Raw genomic sequence first — 21,593 nt, 5'->3', positions numbered from 1 at the left:
ACGGGCGCGGACCACCGCGCACACCTCACGCCCGAGCAGGTCGAGTCGGTGATGCTCACCCCTCGGCGAGGACGTCGAGCAGCAGCGAGGCGGTCCAGCTGAACGCCGCCGAGCCGAGCCCCGCCGCGGTGTCCGGGTGGAAGTACTCGTGGCAGCCGCCGGTGGCGACCATCTCCAGCATCGACTCGCGCAGGCCGGCGGCCAGGTCCGGCCGGTGGTGCGCGCGCAACCCGCGCCAGAGCAGCCAGTTGGTGTTCATCCAGCTCGGGCCGCGCCAGTAGCGCAGCGGCTCGAAGTCCGGCGCACCCCGGTCGTGGGTGGGCAGCGGGCGCGGCATGTGCCGGGCCAGGCCGAACCGCGCCGAGCACGCCTCGGCCAGCACCGCCCCCACCTGGCGCGCCGGCAGGTCGGGCAGGATCAACGGCATCAGCCCGAGCACCGTACGGGCCGGGACCAGCCGGTCGGTGCGCAGGTCGCGCGGGTGGAAGGTGCCGGTGACCGGGTCGTAGAGCCGCCGGACGAGGGCCTCGGTGATCGCCGTCGCGCGGTCGCGGTGCGGGCCGGGATCGGCGCCCACCACGGCGGCGATGCCGGCCAGGGCGTGCTCCGCCGCGCCCAGCGCCGCGTTGAACAGCGGGCACTCGACCAGGAAGGGATGCCATCCGGCCAGCGCGTGGTCGCTGTAGCGGCGCGCGCGGTAGGAGGCGACGATCGCGACGTAGCGCGCGTAGTCCAGGTTCGTGGGGCGGTGCGCCGCGTCGGCGTGCGCGGTGTCGTGCCGGCGGTACGCCCGCATGACGGCGGCGTCGGCGGGCACCGCGGCCATCGGCGCGTCCCAGGCCGGGCTGTTGTCCAGGCCGGACTCCCACGGGTGCACGATGGCGGCGAGCCCAGCCCCGCCGACGTCGCGGCGGCCGGTGAGGTAGCGCTGCTGGGCGACCAGCCTCGGGTAGAGCCAGCGCAGCGTCTGCGTCGACGCCTCGGAGGGGGCGCGGCGGTGCACCAGCCAGGCCGCCTGGGCGTGCACCGGCGGCTGGACGATGCCCGAGGTGGCGGCGGCCGGGGCGCCGTCGGCGGCGGCGGAGCCCCAGAACTCCGGCCCGGGGAAGTACGACCCGACCCGCAGGGCGGGGTTGAAGACGATGTGCGGCACCCGCCCGTCGGCCCACTGCGCGCCGAAGAGGGTGCGCAGTTCCCGCCACGCCCGGTCCGGGCGGACGTGGGCCAGCCCGACGGCGATGAACGCCGAGTCCCAGCTCCACTGGTGGGGGTAGAGGGTGCGCGAGGGCACCGTGTGGTCGTGCTCCCAGTTCGCGTCGAGGGTGGTGATCGCCAACCGCCGCAGGTCGGCGAGGAGCGCGCCGGGCGCCGGTCGGGCCGCCGCGCCGGCCTGCGGGGCGGGGCGGCCGTCGGGGTGGTCGGTGGGGGGCGCGCCGAGGCCGGACGGGCCGCTGGCGCCGGCGCTCATGCCGCCGCCTGCCGGGGCTGGGCGTGCCGCAGCACGGTCGCCGCCTGTTGCAGCGCCCGGACCGGGTCGCCGCGCAGCCGGCACTCCAGCGCCAGCCAGCCGGGGTAGCCGATCTCCCGCAGGGTGCCCAGCAGCGCCGGCCAGTCCAGGTGCCCGGTGCCGGGCTGGAACCGGTTGGAGTCGCTGACCTGCACGTGCCCCAGGTACGGCGCGGCAGCGCGCAGGGCGGCGTGCACGTCGTCCTCCTCGATGTTCATGTGGAAGGTGTCGGCGACCACCCGCACCGAGGGCAGACCCACGGCGGCGCAGAGCGTGACCGCCTCGTCGAGCCGGTTGACCATGTGGTCCTCGTACCGGTTGAGGGGTTCGAGGAAGAGGGTGACGCCTTCGGTGCGGGCGTGCTCGCCGAGGTGACCCAGGGCGTCGAGGAGCACCTGCCGGTCGCCGCCGGGCGAGCGGGGCGGTTCGAACGGCGGCAGCCGGCGGGAGAACATCCCCCAGGCGGCGGGGGTCATCGCGCCGACGCCGCCGAGTTCGGCGATCACGGTGAGCTGGGAGCGCAGGTTGGCCACCGCGTCGCGGGAGCGCGCCGGGTCGAAGTCGCCGATGAAGTGGTCCATCTCCACGCAGACGGTGGGCATGACCACCCCCTCGGCGCGGGCCCGGCGCAGTTCGGGCAGCCGGCGGGCGAGGGCGAGGTCGCCCTGGCCGCGCAGCTCGATGCCCTGGTAGCCGAGGGCGGTGGCGAGGGCGAACTTCTGGGACAGGTTGGTGCCCGGGAGCAGTTGCTCCTGGCAGGCGAGCGGGATGGTCATCTAGAACCTCAGCACGACTTGTAGGACGTCATCGGCACCGCGGTCGAGCAACGCGAGCGCGTCGGCCACCGCGCGGGCGTCCACGACGTGGCTCACCAGCGGCAGCGGGTCGACGCTGCCCTCGGCCACCAGGTCCATGAAGGTGTGGGCGATGCGGTCACCGGACCATCGGCCGGCCAGGCCGGGCGCCGGGGCGGGCCCGGAGACCTGGGCCGCCACCAGCTGGATCCGGTTGTGGTGGAACTCCTCGCCGAGGCCGAGCCCGTCGGCCTGGCCCTGGTAGAAGCCGGCGGCCACGACGCGGCCGGCGTGGGTGGTGGCGCGGATCGCCTCGTGCAGCGCCGGGTACGCCCCGGACAGCTCCAGGCAGACGTCCGCGCCCCGGCCGCCGGTGGCCTCGTGCAGCACGGCGGCGGCGGAGTCGACGCCGGCGTCGACCGTACGGCGGGCACCGAGGCGGGCGGCGCGTTCCAGCCGGGCCGGCACCCGGTCGACGGCGACCACCCGGGCGCCGGAGAGGCTGGCCAGCCGGGTGGCGAGCAACCCGATCACGCCCTGCCCGAAGATCCCGACCCAGTCGCCCAGGTGCAGGTCCGCGGCGAGTACGGCGGTCAACGCGATGGCGCCGGGGCGGGCGAAGACGGCGGCGAGCGGGTCGAGCCCGGGGGCGAGCGGGTTGACCGCGCCGGCCGGCAGGACGGCCTCGGCCCGGTGCCCCCAGATCCCCCAGACGAGCTGGCCCGGATGCCGGTCGACGACGTCTCCGGCGACCTCGACGATCTCGCCGACCTCCTCGTAGCCGAACCCGACCAGCGGGTACGGCACCGGGGTCTGGCGGGGGACGAACATCCGGCTGACGTCGTCCCAGTCCTTGCTGAGCCGGGGGTTGCTGCCCCGGAACAGGGTGAGCTCGGTGCCGGCGGAGATGCCGGAGTAGCAGGTGCGGACCCGGACCTGGCCCGGGCCGAGCGGATCGGTGGGGCAGGGCTCGAGGCTCACGCGCCGCGGCCCGGCCAGCGAGACAACCCAGTTGCCCATGGCGCCACTCCCGGGACGTACCGGGCTCAATCTTAACAAAAAATCGCTATATGTCTTGTTATTGATCAATCGAAGGCGTTGAATCCCTTGTGTACCCTTCGAGAGGAGTGCCACCGATGCCATCACCCTCGATGCGGATGCTCGCGTCCACCCTGATCATGGCAGTTGCCGGGGTCGGACTGCTGGCCTGCGGAGACGACGAATCGAAGAGTGACAACTCACAGATAACGGTGTGGAGCCTGGAGGACGTGGCCGACCGGGTCACCGCCACCCGCGCGATCATCGCCGACTACACCGCGAAGACCGGCGTGAAGGTCAACCTCGTCACCGTCAACGAGGACCAGTTCCCCTCCCTCATCGCCTCCAGCGCCGCCGCCGGCGAGCTGCCCGACGTGGTCGGGTCCGTCTCGCTCGCCGGCATCCGGACCCTCGCCGGCAACGAACTGCTGCACCCCGACGCCAACAAGGAGATCGTCGACAAGCTGGGGCGGGACACCTTCTCGCCACGGGCCCTGGAACTGACTTCCGACGACGGGAAGCAGCTCTCGGTACCCAGCGACGGCTGGGGGCAGCTGCTGGTCTACCGCAAGGACCTCTTCGACGCCGCCGGCCTGCCCGCCCCCGACACGTACGAGAAGATCACCGCCGCAGCGGCGAAGCTGAACACCGGCGGGGTCGCCGGCATCACGGCGGCCACCGCCCCGGGCGACGTCTTCACCCAGCAGACCTTCGAGCACCTCGCGCTAGCCAACAACTGCCAGCTCACCGACGACTCCGGGGCGGTCAAGCTGGACTCCCCCGAATGCGTCGAGGCGTTCCGCTTCTACGGCGACCTGATGCGCAACCACTCCGTCAAGGGCGCGCAGGACGTGGACACCACCCGGGCCACCTACTTCGCCGGCAAGGCCGCCATGCTGATCTGGTCGCCGTTCATCCTCGACGAGCTGGCCGGGCTGCGCAACGACGCCAAGCCGACCTGTCCCCAGTGCGCGAAGGATCCGACCTGGCTGGCGAAGAACAGCGGCTTCGTCACCGCCATCAAGGGCCCGAACGGCGCGGAGCCGGCCCAGTACGGCGAGATCAGCTCCTGGGCGGTGCTGGACGGCGCCGCCGCCGACCCGGCGAAGTCCTTCGTGGAGTACCTGCTCTCCGACGGCTACCCGCGCTGGTTCGGCATGTCCCCCGAGGGGCGCTTCCCGGTCCGAAAGGGCACCGCCGACGACAAGGAGAAGTTCCTCACCGCCTGGAACACCAGCCAGGCCGGGGTGGACGCGAAGAAGCCGCTGTCCGAGGTGTACGGCGACGAGGTACTGACCGGCCTGCGCCGCAGCCCGGACACCTTCCAGCGCTGGGGCCTGACCCAGGGCCAGGGCAAGCTGGTTGGCGCGATCCTGGGCGAACTGCCCGTACCCAAGGCCCTCGCGGACGTCGTCGGCGGCAAGAGCGACGCCGCCGCGGCCGCCGCCCGGGCGAAGAAGGACGTGGAGGCGATCAAGGCGGGCGTCAATTGACCTCGGCCCCGCCGGAGACCGGCCGCTCCCCCGCCCGGGAGCGGCCCGGTCCCGGCCGCCGACGCCCGCTGACCCTGCGGCGCCGGGAATCCCGGGAGGGGCTCGCGCTGGTCGCCCCCACCCTGCTCGTGGTGATCGCGGTGATCGGCATCCCGATCGTCTGGACGGTGCTGCTGGCCTTCCAGCGGGTCCGCCTCGCCACCCTGCGCAAGACCGGGCTGTTCGGCGAGTTCACCCTCGACAACGTCGACCGGGTGCTGCGCACCCCGGGCTTCGTCGACACGCTCTGGACCACCGTGCTCTACAGCCTCGGCGGCACCGCCGGGTCGATCGCGCTCGGCCTGGTCGCGGCGCTGGTGGTCCGTCGGCCCTTCCGCGGCCGGACGCTGGTCCGGGCCTCGATGCTGCTGCCGTACGTGGCGCCGGTGGTCGCGGTGGCCTTCGTCTGGCAGGTGATGCTCGACCCGCAGCTCGGCCTCGTCAACGACTGGGGGCAGCGGTTCCTCGGCTGGGACGCCCCGATCCCCTTCCTGTCTCAGGACTCGACCGCCCTGGCGACGGTGATCGCGTTCGAGGCGTGGCGCTACTTCCCGTTCGCGTTCCTGTTCCTGCTGGCCCGGCTCCAGGCCGTCCCCGGTGAGCTGGAGGAGGCCGCCCGGGTGGACGGGGCCACCCCGACCCAGCGGTTCCGGCACATCCTGCTGCCTCAGCTCATGCCGGTGATCGCCCTGCTGGGGGTGCTGCGGTTCATCATGACGTTCAACAAGTTCGACGACGTCTACCTGCTCACCGGCGGTTCCGCCGGCACCGAGGTGGTCAGCGTCCGGGTCTACCAGTTCCTCACCGCGCGCACCGACATCGGGGCGGCGGCGGCGCAGGCCGTCGTACTGGCCGTGGTGCTGATCGTCTTCGTCGCGATCTACCTGCGCTTCTTCACCGGACGACGGGAGGTGTGATGGACCGCGACCGGATCGAGACCGTCTCGCTGCGCTGGCTGCGCCGGCTGGTGCTCACCACGTTCCTGCTGATCACCGTGCTGCCGTTCTGGTACATGCTGGTGCTCTCGGTGCGCCCCATCGAACGGCTGCTGCTCGACCCCGGCTCGCTGTGGGTGCCGCTGGGCGAGCTGACCGTGTCCACGTACACCGAGGTGTTGAAGGCCGCCGAGGACGGCGGCCAGGGTTTCCTCACCTTCATCCGCAACAGCGGCCTGGTCGCCGTGGCCGCGACGCTGTTGACGCTGGTGGTGGCGATCCCCGGCGCGTACGCCGTCTCCCGGCTGCGCTTCTTCGGCCGCCGCCAGGTCAACGCGCTGTTCCTGGCGGTCTACCTGTTCCCGTCGATCGTCATCGCGATCCCGCTGTTCGTGGTCTTCACCCGGGCCGGGCTGCGGGGGTCGCTGTTCGGGCTGGTCCTGGTCTACATCTCGCAGACCCTGCCGGTCTCGGTCTACATGCTGAAGAACTACTTCGAGACCATCCCGATCAGCCTGGAGGAGTCCGCGGCCATCGACGGGGCCGGCCGGTTCGGCATCATCCGCCGGATCAGCCTGCCGCTGGCCGCGCCGTCGATCATGGCGGTCGCCCTCTACGACTTCATGATCGCCTGGAACGAGTTCCTCTTCGCGCTGCTCTTCCTGGTCGACAAGCCCGACCGGTGGACGGTGTCGCTGGGGCTGTCCCTGCTCGCCGACGGCGTCGAGGTGCCCAAGACGGTGCTGATGGCCGGGTCGGTCATCCTCACCCTGCCCATCGTGATCCTCTTCTTCGCCAGCGAGCGGCTGCTCACCGAGGGCCTCACCGCCGGCGCGGAGAAGGGCTGACCGCGTGACGGACGGTGACCGGAACACCGGTCACCGTCCGCCGACGCCGCGATCACGCCGCGAAACACCTGCGCGGAGAGGGTGCCGAACGGCCAGGTCATCCGTAGCATCGTTCGGGAACCCGCCCCGGCGGGTACGGGGGAAACCGGCGGAACGCCCTGCGCGTGGCGCCGGAAAGTGCGCCTGCACCACATCCGTATCCGCGACAGGCAAAGGAGCCGGCGATGGGTCGAGCACAGCAGGACGCTCCGACGGGCACCGAGGGCGAGGACTACACCCGTCGGCTGCAACGCCTGGGTGGCGCGCGCTGGAAGCAACTGCTCGACGTGCAGGCGCCATACCGGTGGAACCTGCGCCGGCTCGACCTGGGCCGCACCCTCGACGTGGGCTGCGGGCTGGGCCGCAACCTGGCCAACCTCGGCGACGGCGCGGTCGGGGTGGACCACAACGCCACGTCGATCGCGCACGCCCAGGCCGCCGGGCACGAGGCGTACACGGTGGAGGAGTTCTTCCGCTCCGAGCACGCCCGGCCGGACGCCTTCGACTCGCTGCTCGCCGCGCACCTGCTGGAGCACCTCCCCGCCGGCCAGGCGCTGGAGGTGATCTCCTCGTACCTGCCGTTCGTCCGCTCCGGCGGCACGGTCGTGTTCATCACCCCGCAGGAACGCGGGTACGCCAGCGACGCCACCCACGTGCGGTTCGTCGGGTTCGCCGAGGCGGCGGAGGCGGCCCGCGACCTCGGCATGGCCGTGATGCGGCAGTACTCCTTCCCCTTCCCCCGGGCGCTCGGGAAGCTCTTCACCTACAACGAGTTCGTCACCGTCGCCCGGCTGCCCTGACCGCCGGGCCACCCGGCCGGGCGCCGGTTACCGTGGCGGCATGACCAACCCGACCCGCTGGACGACCGAGACCGGTCCCGGGCACTCGCAGTGGTACATCGACCGGTTCCGCAGGCTCGCCGCCGAGGGCGCCGACCTCGCCGGCGAGGCCCGCCTGGTGGACGCGGTCGTGTCCCCCGGCTCGCGGATCCTGGACGCCGGCTGCGGCACCGGCCGGGTCGGCGCCGCGCTGGCCGCCCGCGGTCACCAGGTGGTCGGGGTGGACGCCGACCCGGCGCTGGTCGAGGCCGCCCAGGCCGATCACCCCGGCCCGCGCTGGCTGGTCGGCGACCTCGCCGAGCTGGACCTGGCGGCGGCCGGCGAGCCGGAGCCCTTCGACGCGGCCGTGGTGGCCGGCAACGTGATGGCGTTCGTCGCCCCCGGCACCGAACGCGACGTGCTGGCCCGGATCGCGGCGCACCTGCGCCCCGACGGCGTGGTGCTGGTCGGTTTCGGCACCGACCGCGGCTACCGCCTGGCGGACTTCGACGGCGATGCGGTCGCCGCCGGGCTGCGCCCCGAGCACCGCTTCGCCACCTGGGACCTGCGTCCCTGGCGCGACGACGCGGACTTCGCGGTCAGCATGCTGCGCCGCCCCTCCTCCTGACCACTCACCGTCCCGCGACCAGACCACGCGCCGCCCCGTCTCCTGGCCAGGCGCCGCCCGGAACCCGGATCGCCGCGACCCCGGCTCAGGCGGGGGCGGCGACCGCCCGCGCGGCGGCCGGGTCGAGCGGGCTGCCGGCGGGGACCAGGCTGACCAGGCCGGCCGGCAGGCGTACGGGCCGCACGTCGCGGTAGCCGAGCATGCCCAGCACCCCGCCGCCGGCCAGCACGTAGCGCCGGCCCAGGTCGGTGACGACGGAGACCGCGCCCCCGGTCGCCCCGGGCGCGGCGACGGACTCCACGACGGCGCCCCGGCCGGGTTCGACCATCACGTGGTCGGCGAGCACCGCACCCCGCCCGGTGGCGGCGCCGGTACGGGCCACGGCGGTCAGGTCGGGCACGGTCGCGCCGACGCGGACGTCGCGGACCTCGCCGTCGTCGCCGACGCGCGCGCAGAGCCCGCCACCGTCCACCGCGGCCAGGCGGGGCGGCGACGCGGGCGGGGCGGTGGGGCCGCCGGGGACGAGGTCCGGCAGCTTGGGCAACGCGGCGAACCGGCCGAGGGTGATCGGTTCCGGCTCGCCCTGCCCGGTGCGGGCCATCAGCAGAGCCGCCTGCAACTCGGTGATGCCGGCGAGGCCGTCGGACTCCGCGACCGCGTACTGCCGGCCGCCGCCGGAGTTGCGGACCAGGTAGACGTCGCCGACCACGGCCCCGGAGACCCCGGCGGAGGGCCGGCCCAGGTCGGTCAGGGCCGGCGGGGCCAGGTCGGCACCGGCGGGCAGCGTGTTGAGCAGGGCGGGCGCCACCGGCACCGCCCGCTCCCGGGTGGCGGCCAGGGCCGCCAGCACCCGGTTGGTGTCGCGCAGCAGGAAGCGCCGCTCCCGCCAGACGAGGTGCAGGGTGCCGTCCGGGTGCCGGACCAGCACCCCCTCCTCGCCGGTGGGCCGCCCGCCGTCGGCCTCCCGGCCGATGAGCACCGCCGAGCGGGGCGTCGGACGCTCGGCCTCGGCCGGGACGACCGAGCAGACCGTCCACGCGGCGGTCGAGAGCCGCCCTGGGGCGGGCAGCGAGTCCGGCGCGTCGGCGATGCCCAGCGGCAGGCCCCGGGGCACCCCCTCGATGGAGCGGCGGGAGACCAGCACGGTGCTGGACCGCTCGGCGCCGATGATCAGCAACGCGGAGGCGTAGTTGAGCACCGGGTGCAGCTTGCCGTCCCGGTAGACGAACCGGGCGCCGGACTCCTTCTCCACGATCACCGCGCCCGGGTCGCGCCACTTGCTGCCGCCGCCGGCGAAGAGGCCGTACAGGGCGAAGCCCCCCAGCCCGATCGCCGCCACCAGCACGCTCGCCAGGCCGGCGCCCGCGAGCCGCCGGAACGGCGACCGCACCGGGTCGGTCTCCCGCATGACCAGCGCGGCGACCGCCCGCTGCACGGTGAACTGGTACGAGTGGAGCTGGTCCTGCCGCGACGGCATGGCGTCCCTTCCGGCGAGTCGTCGCCGCACAGGATATGCGCTCCGTCGATGCCACGGAGACCCTGCGTCGTCGCCAGCCGCAGGGCACGCTGACGCCAGCCCGGATCTCGCGCCGCGGGTGCCGCGTCCCGTATAACCGGACGGTGGACAGCAGCGAATGGGACGCCCGGTACGCCGCCTCGGCGGAGCTGGTGTGGACCGCCGAGCCGAACCGTTTCGTGGTGCAGGAGGTCGCCGACCTGCCCCCGGGTGACGCGCTCGACCTCGCCGCGGGCGAGGGGCGCAACGCGGTCTGGCTGGCCGAGCGGGGCTGGCGGGTGACGGCGACGGACTTCTCGCCGGTGGCGGTGGCGCGCGGGCGGGAGTTCGCGGCGCGTCGGGGCGTACCGGTGGACTGGCGCGTCGCGGACGTCACCGCCGAGGCCCCCGAGCCAGGCCGGTACGACCTGGTGCTGGTCGCCTACCTGCACCTGCCGCCGGCCGCGCTGGCGACCGTGCTGGCCGGCGCGCGCGACGCGCTGCGGCCCGGCGGCGCGGTCGTGGTGGTCGGACACGACCGGGCCAACCTGGACGCCGGGGTGGGCGGCCCGCGCGATCCGGCGATCCTGCTCACCCCGGAGCGGGTGGTCGCCGGTCTCGACGGGCTGCGGGTGCGGCGCGCGGAGACGGCCCGCCGCCCGGTGGCCGTCGACGGCGGCACCGTGGACGCGCTCGACACGGTGGTGGTCGCGACCCGGCCGGCGTGACGGCCGCAGGCACCGGAGACGCGCTCCTGAGGCGCTGATCTGCGGGATGCGCGGCACGCCGCGCCTTCCCGCGCCGCTTCAGGCAGGGCCTGGCCGGTAGCATCCCGCACGGACGGCGGCGGCGAGGAGGCCGGGTGGGCGCGCGATTCGAGGAACTGGCCTGGCGGGAGACCCCGATCGGCGAGATCAGTCTGCGCCGGCGCCGCGACCCGGCGCTCGACGTCGACGTGTACGAGGTGAAGCTCGACGACGAGTTCCTGATGTCCAGCCTCTTCCCGGTGGCGGAGATCGAGCTGGCCCGGTTGGGCCTGGCTCCGCTGACCGGCGACGCCCTGGACGTGGTGGTCGGCGGACTCGGCCTCGGGTACACCGCCCGGACCGCGCTGGAGGACCCCCGGGTGCGCTCGCTGGTGGTGGTCGAGGCGATCGAGGACGTCATCGACTGGCACCGCCGTCAGCTCTTCCCCTTCGCCGCCGGGCTGGCGCCCGACCCGCGTACCCGCTTCGTCCGGGCCGACTTCTTCGCCGCCGTCGCCGGCGGGACCGGCCTCGACCCGGCGGAGCCCGACCGCCGTTTCCACGCCGTGCTGCTGGACGTGGACCACTCGCCGCGGCACGTCCTGCACCCCAGCCACGCCCCCTTCTACCAGGCCGACGGCCTGCGCCGGCTGGCCGACCTGCTGCACCCGGACGGGGTGTTCGCCCTCTGGTCCGACGACCCGCCGGACGAGGAGTTCGGCCGGGTCCTCGCCGAGGTGTTCCCGACCTCGCAGGCCCACGTCGTCCGCTTCGCCAACCCGTTCACCGGCGGCGAGAGCGCCAACACCGTCTACGTCGCCCGCCGCTGACCGATATTTCCGCGCCCGTCCGGCATGTCCAGCTCCGCAGGGGGAAGGCGCGCGGACAGTCGATCAGGGAGGCGACATGCGTACCGTGCTCTGGATCGTCGGCATCGTCGGCGGCGCGCTCGTCCTGCTGGGGCTGCTCCTCGAGGCGGTCCGCTGGTTGGTCCTCATCGGGGCGGTCGCGCTGGTGGTGGTGATCGTGCTGGCGTTCGTGCGGGGCCGGCGGCTGCTGCGGCAACACTCCCCCGGCCGCCGCTAGCCGGCGAACGGCTCGCAGCCCGACCGTGGTCGGGAACGCAAGCATCCGGTCGGGCATCGGACAGATCGCAACCCGGAACGGCCGTCAGGGGTGATCTGGTCATCACCAGCGTCCGGAGCACCCGGACCCACCACGGGGAGACACCGATGACCCACCTCGCTCGACGCAGGATGCTCGCGGCGGCCGCCACCGGGCTGCTGTCCGCCTCGCTCGGCGTCGCCGCCTCCGCACCGGCGACCGCCGCGCCGCGGACCGCCAGCGCCTGCACCCTGTCCACCCTGCCCTTCCCGACCGACGTGTACCGCGCCACGGCGGACGCCGTCGACCCGACCGGCCGGTTCACCGCCGGCACCGCCCTGCGCGTCGGCGACGACGGCAACCAGCTCCTGCTGCTGGTCTGGGACCGCCGGCAGCTCACCACGGTCGAGTCGCCGATCGCCGATTCCGTGGCGGACGTCAACACCGACGGCGTGGTCGTCGGCAATGGATGGGTCGACGGCATCAGCCGGCCGTGGGTCTACCGGGGCGGGGTCGTCGAACTCCTCCCGGTGCCGCCCGGCGCCGCCGCGGCGTCGGCGATCAACGGGGCGGGAGACATCGTCGGCTGGCGCGAGGAGGCCGACACCGGCCGGAAGGTCGCGCTGCGCTGGCCGGCGGCCCGGCCCGGCACGGTCGAGGTGCTCGACGCCCCGATCGACGCCGTCCCGCAGGGCATCACCGAGAACGGCACCATCGTCGGCACCGCCGGGGCCTTTGCGGAGTGGACCGGCTGGGTACGGCACCCGGACGGTCGGGTCGAGGCCCTCACCGTGCCGGGCGCCCGCACGACCCTGATCGACGCGGCGCAGGGCCACTGGGCGGTGGGCCGGGTCGACCTCGGCGGCGTTACCCAGGTGAAGGTGCGCTGGGACCTGCGCGACGGCTCGTGGTCGCGACTCGCCGACGAGCTGACCTGGGTGGCGGACGTCAACTCCCACGGGACGGTCGTCGGCGGCGACCGCATCGCCCGCAACGGCACCTCCCGGCTGCTGCCCGGTGGCGGCGAGCGGGTGACCGTCGGCGCCCGGGCCATCTCCGACACCGGCACGGTTGTCGGCTTCCGCAACGACGGCCGGGTCACCCCGGTGCGCTGGAGCGGCTGCTGACCCCACCAGCTGCGCCGCCGACACCGGCGATGTCAGTGCGCCGTCGACGGTGCGGGTGTCCCGCCCGCACCGTCGACGGCGAGGGGACCGCGGTGAGCTGACCCGCCGAGCGCCCTCGGCTGCGCAGCTCCGTCTGCCGCCGCACGCTCCCCGACTCCGGCGCGGTGCCACCCGGTGCACCCCTCACCCGTGACCTACGGGAGCGTAGGTTACCGGCAGGTAGGTTAGGCTGGACGCGGGTGCGCCCGGACGCGGCCGGTCGGGCGGACCATCGTGCCCAGCGAGGGGAGACCCGATGGACCTGACCGCCGAGCGGCCCTGGCTGCGCAGCTACGCCCCTGAGGTGCCGGCGACCATCGCTCCCCCGGAGGAGTCCCTGGTCGACCTGCTGCACGGAGCGGCCCGCCGGTTCGGCTCCCGGGTCGCGCTGGACTTCTTCGGCGCCACCACCTCGTACGCCGAGCTGGACGCCCAGGTGGCGCGGGCGGCGGAGGCGCTGCGGCGGCTCGGCGTAGGCGCGGGCGACCGGGTGGCCCTGGTGCTGCCGAACTGCCCGCAGCACGTGGTGGCCTTCTACGCCACGCTGCGCCTCGGCGCGGTGGTGGTCGAGCACAACCCGCTCTACACCGCGCAGGAGCTGGCCCACCAGCTCGCCGACCACGGCGCCCGGGTCGCCGTCGTCTGGGACAAGGCGGCACCCCTGGTGCGGGGCGCGGGCGCGGTGGAGACGGTGGTCGCGGTGGACCTCACCCGCGCGCTGCCCCGATCGAAGCGCTGGGCGCTGCGGCTGCCGCTGGCGAAGGCGCGGGCCGCCCGCGCGGCGATGACCGCCCACGCACCGGACACCCTGGGTTGGGACGCGCTGCTGGCCGCCGCCGCGCCGCTGGCCGCCGACCACCCCGCGCCCGGTCCGGACGACACCGCGCTGCTGCAGTACACCGGTGGCACCACCGGCATCCCGAAGGGCGCCGTGCTGACCCACCGCAACCTGCGCGCCAACGCCGCGCAGGGTCGCGCCTGGGTGCCCGGCCTGCGCGACGGTGAGGAGACGGTGTACGCCGTCCTGCCGCTGTTCCACGCGTACGGGCTGACGCTCTGCCTGACCTTCTCGGTGAGCATCGGCGCGACCCTGGTGCTGCTGCCCCGCTTCGACGTCGACCAGGTGCTCGACGCGGTCCGCCGCCGCCCGCCGACGTTCCTGCCCGCCGTCCCGCCCATCTACGAGAAGCTGGCCACCGCCGCCCGGGAACGCGGCGTCGACCTGACCCCGGTGCGGTACGCGATCTCCGGCGCGATGGCCCTGCCACCGTCCACGGTCGAGCTCTGGGAGTCGGTCACCGGCGGGCTGCTCGTCGAGGGGTACGGCATGACCGAGACCTCCCCGGTGGCGCTCGGCAACCCGGTCTCCCCCGCCCGCCGGCCGGGCACCGTCGGGGTGCCGTTCCCGTCCACCGAGGTCCGCATCGTCGACCCGGAGGACCCGTCCGTGGACCGGGCCCCCGGCGAGGCCGGAGAGCTGCTGATCCGGGGCCCGCAGGTGTTCTCCGGCTACTGGAACCGTCCCGAGGAGACCGCGAAGGTGCTGCTGCCGGGCGGCTGGCTGCGGACCGGCGACGTGGTGGTGATGGACGACGACGGCTTCGTCCGGGTGGTCGACCGGATCAAGGAGCTGATCATCACCGGCGGCTTCAACGTCTATCCGTCCGAGGTAGAGGACGCGTTGCGCCGGGTGCCCGGGGTGGCCGACGCCGCGGTGGGGCTGCCCGGTGAGCACGGCGGCGAGGAGGTCGTCGCGGTCGTGGTGCTGGGCAAGGACTGCACGACCGACCCGGGAAGCCTGCGCGCCTCCTGCCGCCGGCACCTGACGGCGTACAAGGTGCCGCGCCGGGTCGTGGTGGTCGAGGAACTGCCCCGTTCGCAGATCGGCAAGATCCTGCGCCGCGAGGTACGCGAGCGGCTGCTCGCCCGGGACTGAGCCGGGCGCGGGACGCACGCGCCGTCAGCGGACGGGCGGCCCCAGGCGCAGGATGCGACGGGCCCGTCGACGGTCCAGCCAGTGTGGCGCCGGCGGGTCGGTCGGGTCCGTGCCGGTGAGCAGCTCGACCACGAGCTGCGTCCAGAAGCCGGCGGCGCTGAGGATGTTGCGGGCCCGGCCGGGTTCCGGCGCGCCCGGGGGCAGCACCGCCTGCGCCCAGCGCCAGGCCGTCCAGGCGACCGCGTCGTCCGGGTGGTGCCGGCGCTCCCGGCTCAGCCGGCGGACCTCGGCGCGTACCGGCCCCGGCAGCCGCCACCACCGGCGTAACGTCTCGAGCCCGGCGTCGCCGCCCACCGGCCCCGACGGGGTCGTCTCGGGAGAGTCCATCGCGGCCAAGGATAGGCGCCCCGCTCAGTACCACTCGTCGCGCATGTCCAGTGTGGTCCGGTCGAGGCTGTCCAGCAGGTCGAACTGGGCCGTGACCCGGGGCAGCTCGAAGCGGAAGAAGTACCGCGCCGCCTGCCGCTTGCCGGCGTAGAAGCCGACGTCCGCGTCGCCGTCGCCGCCGAGCCCGTCACCAGCGGTGGCCGCACCGGTCGCGGCGTCCACCGCGAGCAGCTGCTCCAGCCACATCCACGCGACCACGACGTGCCCGACGGCCTCCAGGTAGACGCTGGCGTTGGCCAGGGCGAGCGCGGGGTCACCGGTGGCCCACAGCCGGCGGGTGGTGCCGGCGACCCGGTCGACCGCCGCGCCGAGCGGCGCGGCCAGCTCGGCGGCCTCCCCGTCGGCCTTCCAGGCCCGCGCCACCGTCGCGGAGATCGTCTCCAGCAGCAGGGACAGGCCGGCCCCGTCGTCCATGGTGGCCTTGCGGCCGAGCAGGTCGAGCGCCTGGATGCCGTGCGTACCCTCGTGGATCGGGTTGAGCCGGTTGTCCCGCCAGTGCTGCTCGACGTCGTAGTCGCGGGTGTAGCCGTAGCCGCCGTGCACCTGGATGGCCAGGTCGTTGGCGGCCAGGCACCACTGCGACGGCCAGCTCTTGGCGATCGGGGTGAGCATGTCCAGCAGCAGGTGCGCCCGGGCCCGGTCGGCCAGGTCGGGGGCGGTCTTCTCCTCGTCCAGCAGCCGCCCGCAGTAGAGCACCAGCGCCAGGGCGCCCTCCACGTAGCTCTTCTGGGCCAGCAGCATCCGGCGCACGTCGGGGTGCGCGACGATGGGCACCTGCGGCACCGTCGGGTCCTTGTCGGCGACCGGCCGGCCCTGCGGGCGCTGCCGGGCGTACGCCAGGGACTTCAGGTAGCCGGTGTAGCCGAGCGCGGTCGCGCCGGCCCCCACGCCGATGCGCGCCTCGTTCATCATGTGGAACATCTGGGCCAGCCCCTGGTGCGGCTCCCCCACCAGATAGCCGACCGCGCCGGCCCGGCCGTCCGGCCGGTGCACGCCCTCGCCGAAGTTGAGCAGGGTGTTGGTGGTCCCCCGGTAGCCCATCTTGTGGTTGAGGCCGACCAGCACCACGTCGTTGCGCGCGCCGAGCGTGCCGTCCGCGCCGACGAGCACCTTCGGCACGATGAACAGGGAGAGGCCCTTCACCCCGGGCGGGCCGCCCGGGATCCGGGCGAGCACCAGGTGGACGATGTTCTCGGCGAGTTCGTGGTCGCCCCCGGAGATCCACATCTTGGTGCCGAAGAGCCGGTGGCTGCCGTCCTCCTGCGGCTCGGCGCGGGTGGTGATGTCGGCCAGTGAGCTGCCGGCCTGCGGCTCCGACAGGCACATGGTGCCGAAGAACCGGCCCTCGACCATCGGCCGGACGAACCGGTCGACCTGCGCGGCGCTGCCGTGGGCGAGCAGCAGGTTGGCGTTGCCCAGGGTCAGGAACGGGTACGCCGCGGTGCTCACGTTCGCGGCCTGGAGGAAGCCGAACGCGGCGGCGGAGACGACGTGCGGCAGCTGCAGCCCGCCGACGCTCGCGTCCATGCTGGCGGCGAGCAGCCCGGTGCCGGCGAAGACCTCCAGCGCGGCCTTGACCTGCGGGATCATGCGGACCCGGCCGCCGTCGACGACGGGCTCGCTGGTGTCGGCGGCCCGGTTGTGCGGGGCGAAGTGTTCGACGGCCACCCGTTCGGCCAGGTCGAGCACGTCGTCGAAGGTCTCCCGGGAGTGCTCGGCGTAGCGGGGGCGCTCGGTCAGCCGGGGCGCGTCCAGCCACTCGTAGAGCAGGAAACGAAGGTCACGACGGGACAGCAGGGTGGACGACACGGGTCTCCTTCCGTCGTACGCCTCAGCCGCGCCCCAGCCCGGTGATGGCGTCACGCAGGTCATCCTGGCTGATCGGGCCGACCGGCGCACCTTCCGTGGCCTCGCGCATCGCCTTGGCGAGTTGCACCCGGCGCAGCACCTCACGGATGTCCGCCCCGGTGAGTCCCGGGGTGAGCGCGGCCAGCCCGCGCGGGTCGACGTCGTCGGCGAACATCCGGAAGCCGGGTCGCTCGTGCCGGTCGATCAGCTCGCGGACCATCTTGGCGATGATCTCGGCCCGCCCGGTCTCGTCGGGCGGCGGGATGGCCAGCTTGACGTCGAAGCGGCCGGAGCGGATCAGCGAGGCGTCCACCCGGTGCGGGAAGTTGGTGGTCGCCACCACGATGACGTCCGGGTTCTCCTCGATGAGGGTGTTCATCTCCTGCTTGAAGATCCCGGCGACCGCGTTGACCGCCTGGCTGGCCGCGTCCCCGCCCGCGCCGGCGTAGCTGATGATGCTGTCGAACTCGTCGAAGAGCAGCACCGTGGGCTGCCGGTAGCCGCGCGCCTCGCGGAAGATCTGCTTGATGTTGCGCTCCGAGCCGCCGAGGTACTTGTCGAGGATCTCCGGGGTGCGGATCTCCCGGAAATCCGCGCCGATCTCGTTGGCCAGGGCGCGGGCCAGCATGGTCTTGCCGGTGCCGGGCGGGCCGTACATCAGGATGCCCTGCGGGCGGCGCGCGCCCCAGCGGGCCATCACCTGTGGGTGCCGGAACGACACCGCGATCTCCCGGAACCGGGCGACCACCTCGTCGAGGCCGCCGACCTGGTCGAGGGTCACCGCCGCGGTGCCCGGCGGCGTCACGGGCGGCTGCGACCGCACCCCGATCAGGTACGTCCGCCCGCGCAGCACTATGGGTTCGGGGGTGTCGCCAGCCAGCTCGCGGACGGCCTGGAGCACCAGGGCGACCATGGCCCGCAGGTGCGCCGGGGTGACCTCGGCGCTGGGCGCCGTGCCGCGTACGGTGACCAGCCGCCCACCGGGCTCGGCGTGGTGCCGGATGTCGGGCCGCAGCCCCAGCTCGCGGGCGCGGTCGAGCACGGCGGCACCGGCGGCGTCGGGCGCCGGCCCGGCCGGTGCGGACGGGCGGAACCCGAGCCGGCGCGACGCCCCGGCCGCCACCCGGCCGGCGACGGCGACCACCCGGTCGGCGCGGGGATCGCCGGCGGCCAGCCGGTGCGCCAGCAGCATCCCGGCCGGGCCGGCCAGGCCGAGCGCGAGCAGTCCCACCGCGGTCGGCGGCACCCCGGCGCGCACCGACGCCTCGAACCGGTGCCGGCCGGCCTCGGCCCGCACCGTGAACCGCACCCGGCGCACCGGGTCGGGGAAGGTGGCGTCGGCCAGCAGCTCGACGGGGCCGGCGCCGGCCGCCGCGAGCAGCGCGGCGGGGTCGACGAGGGTCACCAGGGCGCCGAGCAGCGGCACGGTCTCGGTGTCCGGCCGGAGTGCGTACCCGTGTCCCGTCATGCGTCCACGTCCCTCGCCGCTGCGGTCCCCCGCCGGCCAGTCTGACACCCGGCCACCCCGGCTGCCACCGGGGCGGACGTCGTGGGCAGGGGTGCGGCACGGCGTACCGCACCCCTGCGACGGGCCGGACACGCGCCCGCCCGCGTCCCGCGGTGATTGGCGACGGACCCCCGATGGCGCATGGCTGCGCGCTCCCGTCGAACCTGCCAGGACGCCCCTGGCATTCAGCGGTGCCACGTCAGACCAAAGTGTCCACTCGCCGTGCCAAGGGTGGTAATGCTATACATACTCGCGGTAGCGGCGTCAACGGTCGGTGCCGCCGTCCCCGGCCGGTGTCACCGCGTGTGCGGAGGAGTCCCCTTGCCCCCAGTCACCGAGCCGCCGGACCGGTCCTTCGCCGCTCGCCTGGACTGGCTGTTCCGGACGGTCACCGATCCGCAGGGCCGTCCGTACAGCGTCCGGCACGTGGCCCAGGAACTCACCCGGCGCGGCTGCCGGATCTCGCACACCCACCTCAGCAATCTGCGGCAGGGGCGCGCGCCGGACCCGCGACAGTCGGTGGTGGACGCCATCGCCGCCTTCTTCGGCCAGTCGTCGAGCTTCTTCGCCCCCGGCCAGGACGACGTGGACGGTGGGCGCGACCTCGCGCACGCCCTGGCCAACCCGCACATCAGGCAGGTGGCCATGCGGCTCGCCGACGCCCGGCTCTCCCCCGAGGGCCACGCCGCCGTGGTGGCCATGATCGAGCAGGTGGAACGCCTGGAGGCGGCCGCCCGGGCCCGCCGCTCCGGCGAGCGCCCGGCGGAGGCCCGGTGACCGCGGAGCGTGCCGCCGGGGGCGGCTGCGCCCGGCTGCGCCGCTGGTGGCTGCCGGCCGACCCGGCCGGCGGACCCGGCGAGCACGACCGGCTGCTGCGCGAGGTCACCGTGCCCCGCCCGTTCGACCTGCGCCGGTTCGTCGCCGAGCTGGCCCGCGCCCGGGGGCGGCGGCTGGTGGTCACCACCGTGCCGACCCGGCTGCCCGAGCCGAGGGCGCTCTGGTGCCGCCGCGGCGACACCGACCACGTACTCGTCGGCGCGACCCGCTCCGGGCACCACCGCGACCACCTGGCCCTGCACGGCATCGGCCACCTGCTCCTCGACCATCGGGGCGTACCGGCGGTGGCCGGAACCCTGGTGGAGTTCCTCGGCACCGGCACGCTGGACCGGCTGCGCGCCCAGCTCACCCGGCTGACCTGCACCGCCGAGCAGGAACGCGAGGCGGAGCTGTTCGCCACCCGGGTGCAGTTGCTCGCCGCGGCCGGCCCGCGCCGGGCCGGCCTCGCGGCCCGGCTGCGGGCGGTGCGGGACGGGTACACCCACCACCCGGTGCCGGCCCGATGATCCGTCGACGACGCCGGGACGACGAGGCCCAGCTCCGGCAGCTGCGCCGCCAGTCCGAACAGGCCCTGGACTCACTCGGCCTGACCGGCGGCTTCACCTTCGCCGAGCTGCACGAGCGGGTGGAACGGCGACGCGGCCGGCCGGTGCACCTCATCCCCCGTGAGCTGCCCGCCCTGGCCCCGCACGGGTTGTGGGTGGCCGGCGAACACGCCGACTACATCTTCTACGCCGCCAACGCGACTCCGGTGCGCCAGCGCCTGATCATCGGCCACGAGTACGGCCACGCCCTCTTCGACGACGTCTCCCCGCCGTCCGAGCTGGACCGGGCCGCCGCCGCGCTGGCTGCCCCGACGCCGCTGGCCCGCAGCTCCTACGACGTGCCGCAGGAGCGGCGGGCGGAGTTCTTCGGCAGTCTCGCCGTGCAACGCGCGGAGAGCTGGTCGGAACTCCCGGTCACCGCACCGGTCGACGTCGCCCTCGCCGACCGGCTCGCCGCCACCCTCGAAGGACGCCGCCACCCGTGATCAGCCTCGTCCGTGACCTGATGATCGCCGTGACGCTGATCTGCTGGGTGATGAGCCTGTACAAACTGCGCGACCTGGCCCGCAACCCGCGCTACCGGCCGCTGCGGGCGCTCTGCCTGGCCCTGGTCGGCATCACGGTCTCGCTGACCATCCAGCCGTTCATGCCGGCGCTGGACCGGGCACTCGGCGTGCTCGACCTGGCCCGGCTGACGTCCAACTGCCTCACCCTGGTCTCGGCCACCGCCGCGCAGGCCTTCCTGCTGCACATGACCGGGGACGACGAGCGGACCCGGCGCCGGGTCCGCCGCCGCACGGTCGCGCTGCTGGTCAGCGTCGCCGCGATGGCGGTGCTCTTCGCGCTGACCCCGGCGCGGGCCGCGCTGGACGACCCCCGGGTGGCCGGCGGCCGCTACTACGGCGACCCGTTCGACGCCCCCTTCCTCTACGTCTACCTGACCTACCTGGGCTGGTCGATGACCCAGGTGGTGGCCCTGGCCCACCGGTACGCGCGGCAGGCCGCCCGGCCGTTGCTCCGCCTCGGCCTGCGGCTGATCGTGGCGGGCGCCGCCTGGGGCCTGGTCTACGTGCTGGGCAAGCTGACCGCGGTGGCCGCCGGCGCGCTCTGGCCCGGCTCCGCGCTCGTCTCCGACGCGGTGGTGGTGTTCAGCTTCACCGTCTCCATCCTGCTCATCCTGATCGGCTCGACGCTGCCGTCCTGGGGCCCGCTGATCGGCCTCGACCGGCTCGGCGCGCGGGCGCGGGCGGTCGTCGACCACTACCGGCTGCGTCCGCTCCAGGCGGCGGTGCACCGGGTGCTGCCGGAGATCGCGCTGCTGCCCGAGCCGCGTGGGCTCGCCGGGCTGCTGGCGGTGCTGCGCGACCCGTACCTGCGACGGGTCCGCGCCACCGTGGAGATCCTCGACGGGTACGCCACCCTGCGGCCCTGGATGTCCGCCGCGCTGCTCGACGCCGCCGAGGCGGCCGGCCGCCGGGCCGGCTGGACCGGTGACCGGCTCGCCGCCGCCACCGAGGCGGCGGTGCTGGCCGCCGCGCTGGACGCGCGCGCCGCCGGAGCGCCACCCGCCGCCGACCACGACGGGCTGCCCGACCTGCCGGCCGCGCGCGCCGACGGTGGGGAGGCCGCGGAGCAGGTCGCCTGGCTCGTCCGGGTGGCGAGGGCCTACCGTTCGCCGGAGGTCGCCCGGCTGCGGGCCGGGCTGCGCCCGGCGACCGGCGCGGAGAACGTGGAGAGGGGACAGCGTGTCCAGTGAGACCAGGGTCGTCGCGCCCGCCGGCCCGGGCGCGGCGCGGATCGTCACCGAGGTGTTCGCCCCGGCG

The 21,593-nt window shown here is 74.5% G+C and carries 21 protein-coding genes; 14 read left to right on the top strand and 7 right to left on the bottom strand.

The window, feature by feature from the left end; all coding sequences use genetic code 11:
* Positions 1 to 55 precede the first annotated feature (55 nt).
* Genes V6U88_RS22580 through V6U88_RS22570 form a run of 3 tightly spaced genes read right to left on the bottom strand, consistent with a single transcriptional unit; the run spans position 56 to position 3,321 of the window.
* The gene (locus tag V6U88_RS22580) at positions 56 to 1,468 is read right to left on the bottom strand and encodes an MGH1-like glycoside hydrolase domain-containing protein (RefSeq protein WP_334455884.1); all 1,413 of its coding nucleotides are present in this window, start codon (positions 1,466 to 1,468) and stop codon (positions 56 to 58) included.
* Positions 1,465 to 2,283, bottom strand: coding sequence for a sugar phosphate isomerase/epimerase family protein (locus V6U88_RS22575; RefSeq protein ID WP_334455882.1), 819 nt, complete (start codon positions 2,281 to 2,283; stop codon positions 1,465 to 1,467). The genes V6U88_RS22580 and V6U88_RS22575 overlap by 4 nt, the downstream gene beginning before the upstream one ends.
* A complete protein-coding gene (locus V6U88_RS22570) occupies positions 2,284 to 3,321 on the bottom strand; it encodes a zinc-dependent alcohol dehydrogenase (protein ID WP_334455880.1) in 1,038 nt (345 codons plus the stop codon).
* Positions 3,322 to 3,437: 116 nt separating this feature from the next.
* On the opposite strand from V6U88_RS22570, the gene V6U88_RS22565 reads away from it, so the two are divergent.
* The 5 genes from V6U88_RS22565 (at position 3,438) to V6U88_RS22545 (ending at position 8,139) form a co-directional block, all read left to right on the top strand.
* Positions 3,438 to 4,832, top strand: a complete 1,395-nt coding sequence (locus V6U88_RS22565) for an ABC transporter substrate-binding protein (RefSeq protein WP_334455878.1) — start codon at positions 3,438 to 3,440, stop codon at positions 4,830 to 4,832.
* Positions 4,829 to 5,788, top strand: a complete 960-nt coding sequence (locus tag V6U88_RS22560; protein ID WP_334455876.1) for a carbohydrate ABC transporter permease — start codon at positions 4,829 to 4,831, stop codon at positions 5,786 to 5,788. The genes V6U88_RS22565 and V6U88_RS22560 overlap by 4 nt, the downstream gene beginning before the upstream one ends.
* Entirely contained in the window at positions 5,788 to 6,654 is an 867-nt protein-coding gene (locus V6U88_RS22555; RefSeq protein ID WP_334455874.1) for a carbohydrate ABC transporter permease, read from the top strand. The genes V6U88_RS22560 and V6U88_RS22555 overlap by 1 nt, the downstream gene beginning before the upstream one ends.
* Before the next feature lie 224 nt (positions 6,655 to 6,878).
* Positions 6,879 to 7,493: a methyltransferase domain-containing protein gene (locus V6U88_RS22550; protein WP_334455872.1), complete on the top strand. Its 615-nt coding sequence runs from the start codon at positions 6,879 to 6,881 to the stop codon at positions 7,491 to 7,493.
* Positions 7,494 to 7,533: 40 nt separating this feature from the next.
* Complete coding sequence (locus V6U88_RS22545; protein ID WP_334455870.1) at positions 7,534 to 8,139, top strand: class I SAM-dependent methyltransferase; 606 nt, start codon at positions 7,534 to 7,536, stop codon at positions 8,137 to 8,139.
* A gap of 85 nt (positions 8,140 to 8,224) precedes the next feature.
* Here the strand turns inward: V6U88_RS22545 and eccB are convergent, their stop codons facing one another.
* Positions 8,225 to 9,616: a type VII secretion protein EccB gene (gene eccB, locus V6U88_RS22540; protein ID WP_334455868.1), complete on the bottom strand. Its 1,392-nt coding sequence runs from the start codon at positions 9,614 to 9,616 to the stop codon at positions 8,225 to 8,227.
* Between the two features lie 143 nt (positions 9,617 to 9,759).
* On the opposite strand from eccB, the gene V6U88_RS22535 reads away from it, so the two are divergent.
* From V6U88_RS22535 to V6U88_RS22515, 5 genes are all read left to right on the top strand, one after another.
* Positions 9,760 to 10,362, top strand: a complete 603-nt coding sequence (locus tag V6U88_RS22535) for a class I SAM-dependent methyltransferase (RefSeq protein WP_334455866.1) — start codon at positions 9,760 to 9,762, stop codon at positions 10,360 to 10,362.
* Positions 10,363 to 10,496: 134 nt separating this feature from the next.
* The gene (locus tag V6U88_RS22530; RefSeq protein WP_334455864.1) at positions 10,497 to 11,210 is read left to right on the top strand and encodes a spermidine synthase; all 714 of its coding nucleotides are present in this window, start codon (positions 10,497 to 10,499) and stop codon (positions 11,208 to 11,210) included.
* A gap of 76 nt (positions 11,211 to 11,286) precedes the next feature.
* A complete protein-coding gene (locus tag V6U88_RS22525) occupies positions 11,287 to 11,466 on the top strand; it encodes a hypothetical protein (RefSeq protein WP_334455863.1) in 180 nt (59 codons plus the stop codon).
* A gap of 146 nt (positions 11,467 to 11,612) precedes the next feature.
* A complete protein-coding gene (locus tag V6U88_RS22520) occupies positions 11,613 to 12,611 on the top strand; it encodes a hypothetical protein (RefSeq protein WP_334455862.1) in 999 nt (332 codons plus the stop codon).
* 295 nt (positions 12,612 to 12,906) lie between these two features.
* Positions 12,907 to 14,586: a long-chain-fatty-acid--CoA ligase gene (locus V6U88_RS22515; protein ID WP_334455861.1), complete on the top strand. Its 1,680-nt coding sequence runs from the start codon at positions 12,907 to 12,909 to the stop codon at positions 14,584 to 14,586.
* A gap of 24 nt (positions 14,587 to 14,610) precedes the next feature.
* On the opposite strand, the gene V6U88_RS22510 is transcribed toward V6U88_RS22515, so the two are convergent.
* The 3 genes from V6U88_RS22510 to V6U88_RS22500 are packed head-to-tail and all read right to left on the bottom strand — an operon-like array spanning position 14,611 to position 18,349.
* Entirely contained in the window at positions 14,611 to 14,973 is a 363-nt protein-coding gene (locus V6U88_RS22510; RefSeq protein WP_334455860.1) for a hypothetical protein, read from the bottom strand.
* Positions 14,974 to 14,997: 24 nt separating this feature from the next.
* Positions 14,998 to 16,842, bottom strand: coding sequence for an acyl-CoA dehydrogenase (locus tag V6U88_RS22505; RefSeq protein WP_334455858.1), 1,845 nt, complete (start codon positions 16,840 to 16,842; stop codon positions 14,998 to 15,000).
* A 22-nt stretch (positions 16,843 to 16,864) separates the two neighbouring features.
* Entirely contained in the window at positions 16,865 to 18,349 is a 1,485-nt protein-coding gene (locus V6U88_RS22500) for an ATP-binding protein (protein ID WP_334455857.1), read from the bottom strand.
* Between the two features lie 360 nt (positions 18,350 to 18,709).
* Here V6U88_RS22500 and V6U88_RS22495 point away from each other — a divergent pair, with 360 nt between their 5' ends.
* Genes V6U88_RS22495 through V6U88_RS22480 form a run of 4 tightly spaced genes read left to right on the top strand, consistent with a single transcriptional unit; the run spans position 18,710 to position 21,526 of the window.
* Positions 18,710 to 19,165 carry a hypothetical protein gene (locus V6U88_RS22495; protein WP_334455856.1) on the top strand — a complete coding sequence of 152 codons (456 nt, stop codon included), beginning with the start codon at positions 18,710 to 18,712 and terminating at the stop codon, positions 19,163 to 19,165.
* Entirely contained in the window at positions 19,162 to 19,731 is a 570-nt protein-coding gene (locus tag V6U88_RS22490) for a hypothetical protein (RefSeq protein WP_334455855.1), read from the top strand. Before V6U88_RS22495 ends, V6U88_RS22490 begins: the two co-directional genes overlap by 4 nt.
* Positions 19,728 to 20,255, top strand: coding sequence for a hypothetical protein (locus V6U88_RS22485; protein WP_334455853.1), 528 nt, complete (start codon positions 19,728 to 19,730; stop codon positions 20,253 to 20,255). The genes V6U88_RS22490 and V6U88_RS22485 overlap by 4 nt, the downstream gene beginning before the upstream one ends.
* Positions 20,252 to 21,526, top strand: a complete 1,275-nt coding sequence (locus V6U88_RS22480; RefSeq protein WP_334455851.1) for an MAB_1171c family putative transporter — start codon at positions 20,252 to 20,254, stop codon at positions 21,524 to 21,526. The genes V6U88_RS22485 and V6U88_RS22480 overlap by 4 nt, the downstream gene beginning before the upstream one ends.
* Positions 21,527 to 21,593: the final 67 nt, after the last annotated feature.

This window comes from Micromonospora sp. CPCC 205739, from assembly GCF_036906795.1.
Taxonomy (GTDB): Bacteria; Actinomycetota; Actinomycetes; order Mycobacteriales; family Micromonosporaceae; genus Micromonospora.
The sequence above is the reverse complement of the archived record's forward strand: the minus strand, read 5'-3'. Positions and strand labels throughout refer to the sequence as shown.

Bases quoted from the DNA above. Each gene is read 5' to 3' on its own strand.
- V6U88_RS22515 (WP_334455861.1), top strand. From the start codon at position 12,907: ATGGACCTGACCGCCGAGCGGCCCTGGCTGCGCAGCTACGCCCCTGAG.
- V6U88_RS22500 (WP_334455857.1), bottom strand. From the start codon at position 18,349: ATGACGGGACACGGGTACGCACTCCGGCCGGACACCGAGACCGTGCCG.
- V6U88_RS22570 (WP_334455880.1), bottom strand. From the start codon at position 3,321: ATGGGCAACTGGGTTGTCTCGCTGGCCGGGCCGCGGCGCGTGAGCCTC.
- V6U88_RS22520 (WP_334455862.1), top strand. From the start codon at position 11,613: ATGACCCACCTCGCTCGACGCAGGATGCTCGCGGCGGCCGCCACCGGG.
- V6U88_RS22485 (WP_334455853.1), top strand. From the start codon at position 19,728: ATGATCCGTCGACGACGCCGGGACGACGAGGCCCAGCTCCGGCAGCTG.
- V6U88_RS22580 (WP_334455884.1), bottom strand. From the start codon at position 1,468: ATGAGCGCCGGCGCCAGCGGCCCGTCCGGCCTCGGCGCGCCCCCCACC.
- V6U88_RS22565 (WP_334455878.1), top strand. From the start codon at position 3,438: ATGCCATCACCCTCGATGCGGATGCTCGCGTCCACCCTGATCATGGCA.
- V6U88_RS22545 (WP_334455870.1), top strand. From the start codon at position 7,534: ATGACCAACCCGACCCGCTGGACGACCGAGACCGGTCCCGGGCACTCG.
- V6U88_RS22510 (WP_334455860.1), bottom strand. From the start codon at position 14,973: ATGGACTCTCCCGAGACGACCCCGTCGGGGCCGGTGGGCGGCGACGCC.
- V6U88_RS22575 (WP_334455882.1), bottom strand. From the start codon at position 2,283: ATGACCATCCCGCTCGCCTGCCAGGAGCAACTGCTCCCGGGCACCAAC.
- V6U88_RS22525 (WP_334455863.1), top strand. From the start codon at position 11,287: ATGCGTACCGTGCTCTGGATCGTCGGCATCGTCGGCGGCGCGCTCGTC.
- eccB (WP_334455868.1), bottom strand. From the start codon at position 9,616: ATGCCGTCGCGGCAGGACCAGCTCCACTCGTACCAGTTCACCGTGCAG.
- V6U88_RS22550 (WP_334455872.1), top strand. From the start codon at position 6,879: ATGGGTCGAGCACAGCAGGACGCTCCGACGGGCACCGAGGGCGAGGAC.
- V6U88_RS22555 (WP_334455874.1), top strand. From the start codon at position 5,788: ATGGACCGCGACCGGATCGAGACCGTCTCGCTGCGCTGGCTGCGCCGG.